Origin of the sequence: Natrarchaeobius halalkaliphilus, from assembly GCF_003841485.1 — an archaeon.
Classification (GTDB): domain Archaea; phylum Halobacteriota; class Halobacteria; order Halobacteriales; family Natrialbaceae; genus Natrarchaeobius; species Natrarchaeobius halalkaliphilus.
Genome location: NZ_REFY01000007.1, coordinates 75,398 through 89,258, shown reverse-complemented (window position 1 = coordinate 89,258; position 13,861 = coordinate 75,398). Strand labels below are relative to the sequence as shown.

At 54.4% G+C, this 13,861-nt stretch carries 11 protein-coding genes; 5 read left to right on the top strand and 6 right to left on the bottom strand.

Annotated features, from left to right (window positions below):
- Positions 1-702 precede the first annotated feature (702 nt).
- A complete protein-coding gene (gene trpB, locus EA462_RS16100; protein ID WP_124179599.1) occupies positions 703-1,875 on the bottom strand; it encodes a tryptophan synthase subunit beta in 1,173 nt (390 codons plus the stop codon).
- A gap of 1,598 nt (positions 1,876-3,473) precedes the next feature.
- Here trpB and EA462_RS16095 point away from each other — a divergent pair.
- Together EA462_RS16095 and EA462_RS16090 are read left to right on the top strand one after the other, a co-directional pair.
- Positions 3,474-4,574 carry a pyridoxal phosphate-dependent aminotransferase gene (locus EA462_RS16095; RefSeq protein WP_124179598.1) on the top strand — a complete coding sequence of 367 codons (1,101 nt, stop codon included), beginning with the start codon at positions 3,474-3,476 and terminating at the stop codon, positions 4,572-4,574.
- Between the two features lie 274 nt (positions 4,575-4,848).
- Entirely contained in the window at positions 4,849-6,009 is a 1,161-nt protein-coding gene (locus tag EA462_RS16090; protein WP_124179597.1) for an indoleamine 2,3-dioxygenase, read from the top strand.
- A gap of 490 nt (positions 6,010-6,499) precedes the next feature.
- Here EA462_RS16090 and EA462_RS16085 read toward each other — a convergent pair whose 3' ends face one another.
- The 4 genes from EA462_RS16085 to EA462_RS16070 all read right to left on the bottom strand — a co-directional run bounded on the left by EA462_RS16085 (position 6,500) and on the right by EA462_RS16070 (position 9,813).
- Positions 6,500-6,967 (bottom strand): hypothetical protein, encoded by a 468-nt coding sequence (locus tag EA462_RS16085; RefSeq protein WP_124179596.1) that lies wholly within the window; start codon positions 6,965-6,967, stop codon positions 6,500-6,502.
- Entirely contained in the window at positions 6,964-7,482 is a 519-nt protein-coding gene (locus EA462_RS16080) for an aromatic-ring-hydroxylating dioxygenase subunit beta (RefSeq protein WP_124179595.1), read from the bottom strand. The genes EA462_RS16085 and EA462_RS16080 overlap by 4 nt, the downstream gene beginning before the upstream one ends.
- Before the next feature lies 1 nt (position 7,483).
- Positions 7,484-8,839: an aromatic ring-hydroxylating oxygenase subunit alpha gene (locus EA462_RS16075; RefSeq protein WP_243641455.1), complete on the bottom strand. Its 1,356-nt coding sequence runs from the start codon at positions 8,837-8,839 to the stop codon at positions 7,484-7,486.
- A gap of 80 nt (positions 8,840-8,919) precedes the next feature.
- The gene (locus tag EA462_RS16070) at positions 8,920-9,813 is read right to left on the bottom strand and encodes a DMT family transporter (protein WP_124179594.1); all 894 of its coding nucleotides are present in this window, start codon (positions 9,811-9,813) and stop codon (positions 8,920-8,922) included.
- Between the two features lie 190 nt (positions 9,814-10,003).
- Here EA462_RS16070 and EA462_RS16065 point away from each other — a divergent pair, with 190 nt between their 5' ends.
- Positions 10,004-10,843 (top strand): SDR family NAD(P)-dependent oxidoreductase, encoded by an 840-nt coding sequence (locus EA462_RS16065; RefSeq protein WP_124179593.1) that lies wholly within the window; start codon positions 10,004-10,006, stop codon positions 10,841-10,843.
- Between the two features lie 53 nt (positions 10,844-10,896).
- On the opposite strand, the gene EA462_RS16060 is transcribed toward EA462_RS16065, so the two are convergent.
- The gene (locus EA462_RS16060; protein WP_243641454.1) at positions 10,897-11,949 is read right to left on the bottom strand and encodes a hypothetical protein; all 1,053 of its coding nucleotides are present in this window, start codon (positions 11,947-11,949) and stop codon (positions 10,897-10,899) included.
- 155 nt (positions 11,950-12,104) lie between these two features.
- Between EA462_RS16060 and EA462_RS16055 the strand changes: the two genes are divergently transcribed.
- Complete coding sequence (locus tag EA462_RS16055; RefSeq protein ID WP_124179592.1) at positions 12,105-12,929, top strand: aspartate dehydrogenase; 825 nt, start codon at positions 12,105-12,107, stop codon at positions 12,927-12,929.
- Positions 12,930-12,953: 24 nt separating this feature from the next.
- Positions 12,954-13,835: a DMT family transporter gene (locus EA462_RS16050; protein WP_124179591.1), complete on the top strand. Its 882-nt coding sequence runs from the start codon at positions 12,954-12,956 to the stop codon at positions 13,833-13,835.
- The last annotated feature ends 26 nt before the right edge of the window (positions 13,836-13,861 follow it).

Here is a 13,861-nt window from a genome sequence, read left to right as displayed (position 1 = left end):
GAATTCACATGTTAGATGAACATACCCTGATCTAGTGCATTAGCTCGTCGGCACTACGAGTTGGGGCTGTTGAGTGCCCAGACAAAAGATTTCCAACGCTTTCGCTGAAGGTTCGGTCATCTTGGTGCGGATAGAGGTTGCTCGTTCCGGAACAGTAGCTCATGTCGAAGAGATAGGTATCCGACGGACACCCATCTCGATGAGTTCATCGACGAGATCGATAGCCGCCTCAACACACCGCTGAACATCTTTTTCGCAGAGTCGAAAGCCGAGTGAATACGTCGTTTTCTCGTCGGCGTAGAGCGCGTATAAGATTTTGTTTCCAGATGTAGCCAGGACGGTGTGGTCGCATAATTTCCCGGCATTCGTGATTTGTGTGGCAATCTCGTGCGTGAAGATGCCGTCAATGATGACGGCACTGTTACTGTTCTATTTCGTATCGTTGGCCTAGCTAAACAGCCCCAACCATTCTTTGGTGAATCTTCCTTTATTTTAGTTGGTATACTAGGAAATGTTCTCAGTGCTTAGGATCCGTTCGTTTTTACCGGGAGAACATTGTTCGAGATGTCCTGAACGGTCTCTTGTTGCTGCCCACAACAAGAACGATGTAACGGGAAAATTAGCGGCTCATGCTATCTCTACGCACTTCACCAGCAGAAGGTGCAAAGTCAAGTAGTGATTCAATACGTCCTCTATAACGTATTAGTCTTGCAGATACTCCTCGGCAATCTTTTCGACGTCTTTGTCACCCCGTCCGCTCAGATTCACGAGGAGAACATCGTCCTCGTCCATCTCAGCGGCTAACTCTTTTGCGAGTGCAACGGCGTGACTCGACTCAAGCGCAGGCACGATCCCTTCGTACTTACAGAGGTCTTGGAACGCCTGGAGTGCGTCCTCGTCTACGATTCCCCGATAGGAACACCGATCAAGCTCTTGATAATTTGCGTGTTCTGGTCCAACGCCGGGATAATCGAGGCCGGCCGCGATTGAGTGGACCTCGACGTCGTCATCGATCACTCGCGTTCGCATCCCCTGATACACTTCTTCTTTTCCTTCGGATAGTGGTGCAGCATGTTGGTTGGTATCGAGACCTTTTCCAGCAGCCTCTGCGCCGTAGAAGTCGACCTCGCTGTCATCGAAAAATGGGTGGAACAATCCGATTGCGTTTGACCCACCACCAACGCAGGCAACAGCGGCGTCCGGTAACTTACCTTCTTGCTCCAAAATTTGTTCACGTGCTTCTTCACCGATCACTGATTGAAAATCACGGACCATACGTGGCCACGGATCCGGACCGACGACCGACCCGACCAAGTAGTGGGTATTTTCGTTATTTTTGATTAGATCCTCCATGGCCGCATCCACCGCGTCTGCAAGCCCAGAACCACCCCGTGTTACTTTATTTACCGTGGCACCCATCTGCTCCATTCGGAAGACGTTCATCCGCTGTCGCTCGGCATCCTTTTTGCCTTGATAGATTTCCGTTTCAAGGCCCGTGTGTGCGCCTACAAATGATGTCGCTGTACCGTGCTGGCCGGCGCCCGTTTCAGCAATCAGCCGCTCTTTTCCTGCATGTTTTGCGAGTAGTGCCTGCCCAAGTGCATTGTTGAGTTTGTGAGCCCCTCCGTGAACGAGATCTTCTCGTTTGAAGTAAATGGTTGCACCGTACTCCTCTGAGAGCGATGATGCATGGTAAAGTGGTGTCGGGCGACCAGCGAAATTGCGTAGAAGCTCGTCAAGTTCCTCTCGGAACTCTTCGTCGTCTTTCAGGTGGTCGTACTCTGTAGCCAAATCCTCGAGTACTTCTTCTAGTTCGTCTGGCGCATACCGTCCCCCAAACTGTCCAAACGTCTGTGGTGAACCATCGCGTACCATACCAGAGCATTATACTCACATCCTATATAAATCTACTTGTCTACACCACTGATATCTAAAACGGTACTGATTGATACCGGCTCTTGCTTAACTATTGGGTGGAATGCACGAAAGCTCTGGGCACCGTTTGAGCGATTTTTCTTTCTCTGTTTTTGAACTTCATCTGTGATGAGCTGAAAAATTTACTGGAAGTTCCCACGCTTTCACACGGGCTTGCTATCCCTGTTTCTCCTCGTATCTGCGGGCCCTACGATCGTGCCGGAATCGGTAATCTATCTCACTTTCGTTGTGACTCTGTATGTGTTTGCAATTGCCAAACAAGTGGGGAGATAACTTATATCACGGTAGCTTGGAGAACGTCAGACGCACAGATGCTGACCATATTTTACACACATACTATTGTCTATTTTTGTGTTTCGTGTGCTTCCCGGAGAGTGTGTTTGCAATTAACAAAACATCCAGCTATTAGTTTCTTCTCTATCTTTTCACCGTAACTATGTATGGTTCTATACTATTCGTAATACTCATTCCGTGGTTCAAAGCTCTGATCGATACCAGTCTACCTGGTAGTAGCTGTTCTTCGTTTACCGAGCACGACACACTATGTTTGTAGCTGACAAACGCCAAAGTACGATCTCGACGCTGTACTGTTGTAATTGGTTATACAGGACGGTTTCGGTACGTTGAATGTCGAGAATGGTCGTTATTGTTCCTCCTCAATCAGATCCTTGATTTGGCACGAAACCACAAACGGAACAGTTGGTGATATACTCTCGTAGCTCACGTTGCTCGGTACAACGGGGACAGGTGTAGTTCATGGCCAACCTATTATCGGCAATAACTAAAGTACTACTACGACATCTGTCGTATTGTGGCAGACAAGTACCTATCAAGGGTGCAGAGTTAGAGAGTTAGATACCCACAGGAGTATATATACTGATTGCTCAAGCGCTGACAGTAGGTGAGATTCGAATTGCAGTAACGGAGTCGCCTTCAGTTCCACTCGTAGGCGCTACGGTTACTCAGGACCCCCGAAATGTGGCATGGCATCCAGAGACGATACGATCGGCGGTGGAATTGAGTCGACCAATACAGCGTATCACGTGAATCATTGGGGCTGTGAGATTGGGAGATACTCGGCGGAACAAATCGACGAACCATCCATTCACGTACCTGTAAAAGCCCATATACCTGTTAACTCGACATGAGAATTTTGTTGGGTGTTATCGATGAATTCGGTGATACTGGAGACAAGCTGAGAAGTCGATTTGGATTGCTACGAGTAGAGCGTGTCGCTCCGAAGTGACGTAGTGATAGGGATTATCGTAGGAGTTCAGAGTTTCTCCCTCAACGTACTGAGACACAGCGTCGACGGACGGGCGTCAAACTCTGCGGTTGGCTACAATAATCCCTATGAGTTACGGTCGTTTCGTGCGACAGATCGTGAACGAGGAACCATTCGAAACGAGATCAAGACAACAACTCACTCGACCATAAGGTATATGTCGGTTCTCTGTGATCCTTACAATATGTGTCAAGATGGTAGCTTACCGGTAGCGAACCGTACTAAGCGAGTAACTCGATCACCGATTCGGGAAATGTTCGACCTCGCCCGTCAGCATAGTGATAGAGACCTCGTTCACTTAGAGATAGGAGAGCCCGATTTCGACACACCGGAACATATCATCGACTCAGCAGCGAAAGCACTACGAAACGGTGCAACCCACTATACCACGAGCGCTGGCATTCCTGAACTGCGTACTGCCATCGCTACGGATCTCGACTCAGAATATGATCCCGAGTCAGAAATCATCGTCACGGCTGGCGCTGTCGAGGCGCTCGCATTGGCATGTTTGACTGTTGTTGACCCCGGTGACGAGGTGATTATACCGACTCCTTCTTGGCCGAACTATCAAATTCAGGCAATTATGGCTGGTGGAGAAATAACAAACGTCCCCCTAGATGAAGAACGAGGTTTCTCGCTCGATATCGAACTGCTGACCGATAAAATAACTGATGATACTGCTGCAGTTCTTCTTGCTACCCCGTCGAACCCAACCGGTCAAGTGCTCGATTCATCTGCGACGGCAGAGGTTGTCAAAGCCGCTGCTAACCATGATGCATACGTCATCGCTGATGAGGTGTACAAAGACATTATCTACAACCAGGAGTCAACCCCGATAGCCGCGAACACAGCATACCCAGAGCATGTAATTACGGTTGGATCCTGTTCGAAACCCTATGCAATGACTGGATGGCGTGTCGGCTGGTTCGCAGCCGATAGTGAGATTATTGATGCCGCATTGGAGTTTCACGAAAGTATAATTGCGTGTGCACCTGCCCCATCTCAGCAGGCTGCCGTCGCAGCGTTAACGGGAGATCAAGAACCGGTCCAATCGATTTTCTCTTCACTAAGCGAACGGCGCGACTATGTTGTCGAACGAGTTGAATCGCTTCCCGGAGTCGTCTGCCCAGAACCCGAAGGAGCATTTTACGCTTTCCTTGATTGTGGAGAGCTCGAGAGAAATAGTACTACGATCTCCAAGCAGCTGCTCGAAGAACACGGCGTCGTAACTGTTCCTGGAACTGGGTTTGGTCCGGGACTCGATGATTATATTCGGATTAGTTTTGCGAACAGCCTCGATCGGCTTGAGCTCGGGTTCGATCGGATCGAAAAGTACGCTGAATCGGTCCAATAAACGTCCCACTTATACGGCAAATGCGGTATATTTCTCATGCGGATCCACTTTTGGTTATTAACACTTCATAGACTACTGGTTAATAGTAACACATGGCTCTTGTGTTTCACTTCTGAACAAGGAGTTAACAGCCAATCCAAATCAGACGGCAAAAGTTGTACTACGACAACGTACATTAGCGCATAGAATTGGAGAAGCATCGATAGTAATACCCAGTACCGTATTCACTTATCCAGAAAATATTAACTTGCTTTGGGATGCGGATCCTATTGACATGGCTGAAGCAAAACTGGATGAAAGCATTGACAACCAGCGTGGGTTCTTACCAACGCCTGATCCACTAACTTCGTTTAATACTGATCAATACGATTCTATGACGAGTGAGTATCTACAGCGGTTGGACCAGGTCGGGGACAACCTCCCCGATCTTATCGAATCTGGTGAAGTGAGACCTGTTCTTCGATCTCTCGAGAAACCACCAGCTGGGTTATTAGATAAGCTCAACGACCGAGAGATGATCCGTCTATGTCAGCTGAGTGGTTTTTTTGCAAGTGCATACGTAAACTACGGTCAACTAATTGGAGAAGACGATTCTGTACTCCCAGCTGGAATGGCGATTCCGCTCTATGAAACGTCAGAGGAGATCGGGAGGAAACCCATTCTCTCATACGACCTTCTCTGTCTTCATAACTTCCAACGAAAAGATCCTGATGGTGACTTATCGGTTGAGAACTTGGACCTAATTCAGAGTTTCACACACCACGACGATGAACGCTGGTTTGTAATTATTCACGTCGCAATTGAAGCCGCCGCTGGCCCCGCAATAACTGCGTGCTCAACCGCCCAACAGGCCGTTCGTGAGGATGATCCTGAATTACTACTGAGAAAATTACATACAATTGAGGAGTCCCTCGTTGAACAAACCTCAATCATGCAGCGAATGACCGAAGGAAACGATACATCGGTATTTGCAAATGAGTATCGGCCGTATTACTACGGGTTTGACGAAATCATATTTGAAGGTGTTAACGAGCTAGAGGGAACACCACAATCGCTTCGAGGAGGATCTGGTGCACAAAGTTCCATTCTGCCATCGATAGACGCCACACTTGGTATTAAACATGACGCGACCAAGATGATAGAGAAGCTTGACGACATGCGGAGCTATATGCCACCGTTTCATCGTAATACCATTACGGAACTCGATACCGGACCTGACATCAAAGAATACGTAGCAAAACAAGGTTCAGACGAATTACGTAGGGCGTATAATAATTGCATAACAAACCTTATAACGTTCAGAAAAGTTCATTTTAGACAAATAAGTCAGTACATTCGTGAAGAAACCGGCGATACAACGGGAACTGGTGGGACTAATTATGCGTATTATCTACAGAAGATGAAAGAAGAAACAGAGGCTGCTCGAATAGACTAGTGCTCATCCCCTAGGTTGTAACCGACAACTCGCATTGACTGTGATTCGTTGACGATCAAACTCTCGAATGACAGTTGATGGGGCTTGACGAACTAGCGATCGGTTGCTACACATTCAACGGTGAGAGTGTCTTTACGCTTGCTAAGGATCAGTCAAAAGAGAACGTCTGTACGCTGTTTAAACGGGTTCTCGAGCAGAATTCAGAAACGTGGATTCTGTTCATCCTGGATACTTCCTATCACATATCTGTTAATACACGCGTAAATGTGCGCACTAACTTGGCATTTATCTCCCCTTCCCCGGTTGGCTCATCGATCTCGGCCTGCTCGAACAGATCTGAAAGATCCTCGAGCACCCTCGATCGTCGACTCTTCGAGAAATCTCTAAAAAACTCAGTTTCGCCACGCCGTGGATGATCACCTCCTCGGAAGTTATTTGCAAAAGACATTTCGATTATTACGATTTTGAACCGAACGCCGATCACGAGCTCCTAAAAGACGTGGACATCGTCGTCATCGTCCGGACCGTACGGCGTTCGCAACAGTTCGGAAAAGAACGTCTTCGGTCTGGTGACAACGGCTGCAAGGACGCGGGCGTCGATGCCGATTCCGTACCCCATCTTCGGTGCGGTAAGGGACACGCCCGCACCGTCGTCGCTTCCGCGAAGCCGTGCGAGAGCGTATTCGTTGCTGACCTGGAGATCGGCGGCAGATTTCGGACGGGGATCGACGTTGCGGTAGTCGTACTCGCCGTCGACGAGATCCGCGAAGAACGCTTCGTCCTGCCAGGTCAGCGCCTCGAGTTCGACCGCATCGAGACGGATCTGACCCAGATCGTCGTGTTCGATCTGGATCCGTTCTCCGGTCGGTGTCCGGACTTTCGTCACGTCGACGCGCGTGTCTCCCGTCTCGACGACGATGCGGTCGACGTCGGTGGTCGGGTAGTACTGGTTCGTCATAGGATGATCGAAAGCGACGGCGTACCGATGACGGTGTGATCGAGCAACACTGTTCGCTCCGTCAGCTGCCACGATCCGTCCACCCGTCGCAACGTATCGCGACGTTCGGCCGAGAGCAGATCGGGATCGGTATCGCTGGCCCGGAGCCGATGGATCAGGAGATTACTTCTGATCGACACCTCCGCATTCTCCGGATTCTCGTCGGTTACCCGGACGTTCGAGACGAACCGTCGATTCCGTGAGGGTGGATCTTCAGACCACGCGAAGTCGTTTTCCATCCGCTCGACTCGCACCTTCAACGACCCCCAGTCCTCGATCATGTGAAACGACTCGTCGCTGAACTCCGTTTCAGCGGAGCGTTCTTTGGTCGTTCGGATCGGGATTCGGTACTCGATGTCGTCGGTAATGATGGTTTCGTGCCACTCGAGTAGATCCCGGTCGTCGAGCAGCTGCGCTTCCGTGTAGAGGAACTTCTCACACGATTCGCGAACCGAGCGTGCGTCTATGTCCCACATATTAGTGGGCCTCGCTGATGGTCTGGTGCCATTTTCGGTAGAACTCGAGTTGGTTCTCGTCCGTCATTCCGCCTTCCCTGTAAACCGTCCCTGGACCGGGCCACGAGTCGTCTACTTCGGCCAGTGTGTCTTCGCCACGTCCCATCGAGAAGACCGTGGTCGCGTTTACCTGTTCTGCAAAGACGCTGTCGGCCGCTTCGGGAATGCCGTCCCAGATCCCGATGTCGTCGACCTCGAAGTTGCCCGAGAGGCTGAACGTTCCGACGCCGACCTCGTAGACTCGATCTTTGTACTCCTGTGGTGCGTCTTTGGGAGCCATAATCCAGTTCCAGGCCTCCATCTTTCCGGGTTCGATGGGCTGCCACTGACGCAGACAGAACGTCCCGACGGTGTCTTTTTCGGGATCGTCCGAGCCACCGAGGTAGATAAACGAGAGGTTCGGGAAGATGGTTCCGAGCGAGACGCCGGACTGTCGCGCGATCTGATACTGTTCGTCGGTGAGTCGTTCCGGGTGGAACGTTTCGGTTACTTCGGGAGGGTGTCCCCAGAAGAAGTCTTCCCCGGGTATCTGGTAAATGCTGAACGCGTGGCCGCCGACGTCCGAAATCGCGTACAGTTCGGATTCCTTTTCGCCTTTCGCCGTCGCGCTTCCGATACCCACGTCGATCGCTGACTTGTGGCCCATCGGGACGTGGTAGTTGTCGCCGTAGAAGTTTTCGGACGGCGTCTTCCAGTCCGTATCGATCTCCCAGCGGTGTGGATCTCCGATCACTTCCATATCGGCCAGCTTGAAGTACAGATCCAGGTACCACGCCGACGGGCCGAGGTAGGTCTCTAGGTCCGGTGCGTCCGGGTCGAGCGAGGCGAAGACGAGACCGTTGTAGCTCTCGACGTTTGGTGCTCCGTGGAGCCCCTTCTCCTCCATGTCGAGGTCCGGAAAGCCGTTGCCCTTCTGGGGAACGCCGACGAGTTCTCCCGTGTTTCGGTACGTCCAGCCGTGGTACGGACACCGAAAGTGCGTCGTGTTCCCCTTTTCGGCTCGACAGAGCTTCGTGCCGCGGTGTCGACAGCTATCCCAGAGCACCTGGACCTCGCCGTTTTCGTCCCTGACGAAGATGAACGGGTCCTTTCCGATGCTCCGCTGTCGATAGTCGCCTTCTTCCGGAATCTCCGATTCGTGGCCGATGTAGACCCAGCTTTTGGCGAAAATCTCCTCGAGTTCCCGTTCGAACACCTCGTCGTCGTGAAGGATCTCAAGGAGTGCTTCGCCCTCCTCGAGCGCGTCGGCCATTCGCTCGAGTTTCGAATCGATGGAGGAGCGACTCCCTCCCGTGCCTCCTGACCTGTTCTGTGCCATACTAGGAACAATCGCGCGCAGCTTTATCTAAGTTGTGGATATTATCGAATCACCTTCATGTCTGGCTCGGATTCTATCGATCATCCGAGCGTGATGAAAACGACGCCGAGGATGATGACGGCTGCACCGATGACGACACCGCGAGTCACCCGCTCGACGCGCTTGAGAAAGATCACGGTAAACAGCGCGGCGAACAGCGGCGACGTTCCAGCGAGTGGATCGACGACGATCACCGGACCACGACTGAGGGCGGTAAACAGCGACAGCAGTGCGAGACTCGACAGAAGGCCACCTGCGGCGAAGAGAGCGTACGTCCGCCGAGACACGACGAACAGTTTCCGTCCGTGTCGGACGAGCGCGTAGCCCATCAGGATTCCGAGCGCTGCGAACTCGTTGAGAACGAACGCCGAGAGAACGTCCGTATCCGTCGCGGTGAATCCGTACCGTCGAACGACGTTTCCCGCCCCGTACGCGATCGCAGCAAACAGCGGAAACGCGAGCTCGTACCACTTCCAGCCGCGAATATCGCCGCCGCGAGACAGCGACACGAGAACGACCCCGACCACGATCACGAGGATACCCAGACCGAGCCATCCGGTAATCGGTTCTCCGAGCAGCCCAACGGCCAAAATCGCGGCGAACAGCGGCCGAGTGTTCAAAATCGCCGTGTTGACGCTCACGCCGACCCTGTCGACGCCGGCGTAGACGACGAGTCGGCCGAGCGAACTGCCGATAACGCCGCCGAAGAGGAAGATGGCGGCTCCCGTCCGTGATACGCCCAGATACGACTCCGACGGTCCGTAGACGACGGTTGCGATCGTCACGAAGAGACCGAAACTCACCGTGGCCGCGACGACTGACGCGAGAATTGCGTTACCATCCCGCTCGAGCCCTTTTTTCATGAACACCGGATTCAATCCCCAGAGAGCGGCTGCCAGGATCGAAAGCAGAAAGACGTCGATCGTTACTGGCATCGTCTGTGGGTGCCGTTTCGATCGGTCGGCGCCGTCCGTCGTTTCCAGAGGATTACCGCGGTTGCCATTGTACCACCCTGTTGGAGCCAAGGCACTTAGAAATATCTCTTCGAGTACGTATCACCGCAATTATATTCGTCGTCGAACACCGACAGGAAGATATTTCCGGTCGACCGCCCATGAATTTCGTATGAGTTGGCTCGACAATCGTGTTGTACTGGTAACCGGTGGTGCGTCCGGTCTCGGACGTGCCGTCGTTCGACGATTCGTTGAGGAAGGTGCGTCCGTCGGCATACTCGACGTCTCAGCGGACGGTCTGGCGGATCTCTCCGACGAGTTCGGTGATTCAGTCGTCACGAGCACGGGGGACGTGACGCGACTCTCGGATAACGAGGACGCCGTCGAACGGACGGTCGACGCGTTCGGAAAACTCGACGTGTTCGTCGGCAACGCCGGTGTCTTCGACGACAACGTCACGATCGCGGAGTTGCCCGATGATGACGAGGCAATTGCCGACAGTTTCCGTGATCTCTTCGAGATCAACGTTCTGGGCTATCTCCTCGGTGCGAAAGCTGCACTGCCCGAACTTGTCGAAACGAACGGTCGAATGGTGTTCACTGCCTCGGGCGCGAGCTTCGAGCCGGACGGCGGCGGCTCGCTTTACGTTCCGTCCAAACACGCGATCGCCGGTATCGTTCGCCAGCTCGCGTTCGAACTCTCTCCGTCGGTCAGCGTCAACGCGGTCGCACCCGGCTACGTGCCGACGAACCTCTCGGGAATCGAATCTCTCGAGCGCGAGGAGGGAGGCGTTCTCGACGAGTCGGAGTTCGATCCGTCGGTTCATCCCGCCGGAATCGTTCCGACGCCGGCCGATTACACTGGGGCATACGTCCTGTTGGCCTCCGAGGAGAACTCGAGGCCGATGACGGGAACGATCGTTCGTGCAGATCTCGGACGGAACGTCCGCGGTATCGGTAACGTCTCGGGCCGAGCGCTCGAGTTCGTCACCGACGGCGTCGATACGGCGTAACTTGAGAAACGAGGTTTCGAATACGGCTCGATCTTCGAACTGACGGGACTGTCTTACTCGACGAGATCGCCTTCGAGGACGACCGGTTCGCCATCGAGATAGACGCTACAGTTCTTCTGTGCGATGTCGTAGTGACAGTTCGTATATCGGTCCTGGTGGGTGTTCGGCCCCGTACTCCAGAGCATGTTCCCTTCCCAGACGCGGCCTTCGCTCGCGCTCACGCCTGTCTCGTCGGGCTTCCGGTCCTTGATCGCCATGTTGTAGAACGTTCCGTTTTCGTTGAGTCCCCAGCCGAAGTGACTCGTGGCGAAGACGTCTCGATCGTTGTAACTTTCCATGTGGCCACGCATCAACTCGGCGTCGCCGCCGTCGCCGTTGATCTCCTCGATGAAGCCGTCCTCGACGACGCACTCGATCGACGAATCGATGTAATCACTGAACGGGACGACGTTGTAGTCGCCGGCGGCGATGACGACCGTTCCGTTGACGTTCGTCGGATAGTTCGAGACCATGTTCTGGCCCCAGACGTCCCACTTGCCGGGCTCGTCGACGAATCCGTAGGAGTCGAACGCCGTCTCCGGGCTCACTTCCATCGTCACGTCGGTGCCGTACTCGGAGGTGACCCGCATTTCGTCGGCCGATTCGAGCAGATCACGGTGTGCCTGTACCTTCTCTTTGACGGCCCGGGCCTCTTCGGGCTCCCAGGGCATCAACCGACGGAGCACGAACGGCTCGCGTGCACCGACGCGAAGGATACGGGTACCGGCATCGCGGATCTCGCCCCGTTCCGGGACGTGGATGAATCCCTCGAGGGTAAAGTCGAACACCATGTCGGCGCTCTTGCACGCTTCGACGGGTCCGCGGGGGAGTCGAAGGCTGCCACCCTGGCCGGCGGAGACTTCGGCACCGACGGAGTTGCGTCCGTACTCCGGAATCTGTACTTCGAAGACCTCGGCCCCGATATCCTGGGCCGCTGCAAAGCTCGCGGCGACGTGTTCGCGATTGCTTTTAACGTCGGTAACGACCGCGACGGCTTCGTCTTCGTTCACTTGACAGTGTTCCATCTGCCGACGGAACATCGGCACTAGTAGTCCAGCAGCTTCCATGATACAGTTGATGATTCGGGTGGAAGCATAAATAATTTGTGTGCCTGCGGCTGTTCTCGCTTGTTACTCAGCATTATTCGTCCCGGTCCCCTGTCATCAGTACTACCCGTCTCGATCCCACTACAATTATTAGTCTGCCCTCGAGAACCGGTGATATGACGCGATCGATCGGTATCTTTGGCTGTGGAACGATTGCGACCGAAATCGCGCGTGCGATCGCTGATGGCACGCTGTCGGCAGACCTTGCGGTCGTCTACGACCGACATCCGGAGAACGTCACGGCGATTCGAGACCTCTTCGACGACCGGTCCCAACCGACCGCTGCAACCCAGCCGTCGGAACTCCTCGAGGCGGACCTCGTTCTCGAGGCCGCGGGACAGACCGCCGTCGAGGAAATCGCCGCAGATGCGCTCGCTGCCGACCGGGACTGTCTGTTGTTGAGCGTCGGTGCGCTCGCCGCAGACGACCTCCGAGAGGACGTATTTGCCGCCGCAGAGGAGAGCGACGGCCGGCTCTATGCGCCGTCGGGAGCGATCGCCGGCCTCGATGCGATCAAGGCGGCGGCTCTGACAGGTGATCTCGAGTCCGTTTCGCTGACCACGACGAAGCCGCCGGCGGGCCTCGAGGGTGCTCCCTACGTCGTCGAAAACGGGATCGATCTCTCGGCCGTCGACGAGCCGACGGTGATCTTCGAGGGACCGGCGACGGAGGCTGCGGCGGCGTTCCCGTCGAACATCAACGTCGCGGTCGCGCTCAGCCTCGCGGGGATCGGCCCCGACGAGACGGCCGTTCGAATCGTCGCAGATCCCGACGAGGAGAACAACGTCCACCGGATCAGTGCTGACGGAGACATGGGACACATCGAGACGACCGTTCAGAACGTTCCGTCGCCTACGAACCCGAAGACCAGCTATCTGGCGGCGATTTCCGCGATCGAAAAGCTTCGGAGTCTCGAGACGGCGATCGACGTCGGAACGTAAGCGAGTCTTTCGGAGTCCGATTCGATGGAGCTTCCAGTTCAGGTCCTTCTCGCGCTCGGGACGGCTGCCGCGTTCGCTACCTCGTCCGTTCTCGTCCGATTCGGAGTCGAACGATCGACGCCGATGGCGGCCATGTTCGCGACGATCAGTGTCAACGTCGTCGTTCTCTGGGCGATCAGCCTCGCGCTCTACGACGTAACGGTCGATCTCTGGGCGTGGCGATACTTCATCCTCGCCGGTCTGTTCGCGCCCGTCATCGGTCGTCTCTGTAACTACATCGGTCTAGAGCGGGTCGGTGTCAATCTCACGCTGCCGATTAGCAATTCGAATCCGCTCGTTTCGGTCGTGCTTGCTATCCTCTTGCTCGGAGAGACGCTGACCCGTCAGGGCGGTGTCGGAGCGCTTGCGGCGATCGCCGGTGGAATCTTACTTGCCACTGCGGGCCGCGGTGATGGTTCTGCAGTTGACGTCCGGTATCGCGATCTACTGTTCCCGATCGCGGGCGCAGTCATCTACGGGAGCGTCCAGCTGTTACGAAACGTGGGAATGGAACTCGTTCCCGAACCCGCCGTCGGTGCCGCGGTCAACCTCACGACGTCCTGGCTCGTCGCGGCCGCATTTTTCGCCGTCGCGTCGAACCACCGAGCGGCGCTGTCGATTCCGTTTGCCGACCTTCGTTACTTCGTTCTCGCCGGAATCGCCTCGAGTCTCGGACTGATCTGTCTGTACGCTGCGTTGCGCTCGGGAACGGTGGTGATCGTCACGCCGATCCTCAATACGACGCCGCTGTTCGCACTCGTATTTACGTTCGTGTTCTTGCGCGAGCGCGAACCGTTTACGCCACAGGTTATCAGCGGCACCGTTCTGGTCGTCGTCGGAGTCGGGCTGTTGGCAACGTCGACGTGATCGTCGCTCGTGATAGTCGGCTATCA

Coding starts and splice junctions, on each gene's coding strand:
- trpB (WP_124179599.1), bottom strand. CDS start 1,875: ATGGTACGCGATGGTTCACCACAGACGTTTGGACAGTTTGGGGGACGG.
- EA462_RS16095 (WP_124179598.1), top strand. CDS start 3,474: ATGTTCGACCTCGCCCGTCAGCATAGTGATAGAGACCTCGTTCACTTA.
- EA462_RS16090 (WP_124179597.1), top strand. CDS start 4,849: ATGGCTGAAGCAAAACTGGATGAAAGCATTGACAACCAGCGTGGGTTC.
- EA462_RS16085 (WP_124179596.1), bottom strand. CDS start 6,967: ATGACGAACCAGTACTACCCGACCACCGACGTCGACCGCATCGTCGTC.
- EA462_RS16080 (WP_124179595.1), bottom strand. CDS start 7,482: ATGTGGGACATAGACGCACGCTCGGTTCGCGAATCGTGTGAGAAGTTC.
- EA462_RS16075 (WP_243641455.1), bottom strand. CDS start 8,839: ATGGCACAGAACAGGTCAGGAGGCACGGGAGGGAGTCGCTCCTCCATC.
- EA462_RS16070 (WP_124179594.1), bottom strand. CDS start 9,813: ATGCCAGTAACGATCGACGTCTTTCTGCTTTCGATCCTGGCAGCCGCT.
- EA462_RS16065 (WP_124179593.1), top strand. CDS start 10,004: ATGAGTTGGCTCGACAATCGTGTTGTACTGGTAACCGGTGGTGCGTCC.
- EA462_RS16060 (WP_243641454.1), bottom strand. CDS start 11,949: ATGGAAGCTGCTGGACTACTAGTGCCGATGTTCCGTCGGCAGATGGAA.
- EA462_RS16055 (WP_124179592.1), top strand. CDS start 12,105: ATGACGCGATCGATCGGTATCTTTGGCTGTGGAACGATTGCGACCGAA.
- EA462_RS16050 (WP_124179591.1), top strand. CDS start 12,954: ATGGAGCTTCCAGTTCAGGTCCTTCTCGCGCTCGGGACGGCTGCCGCG.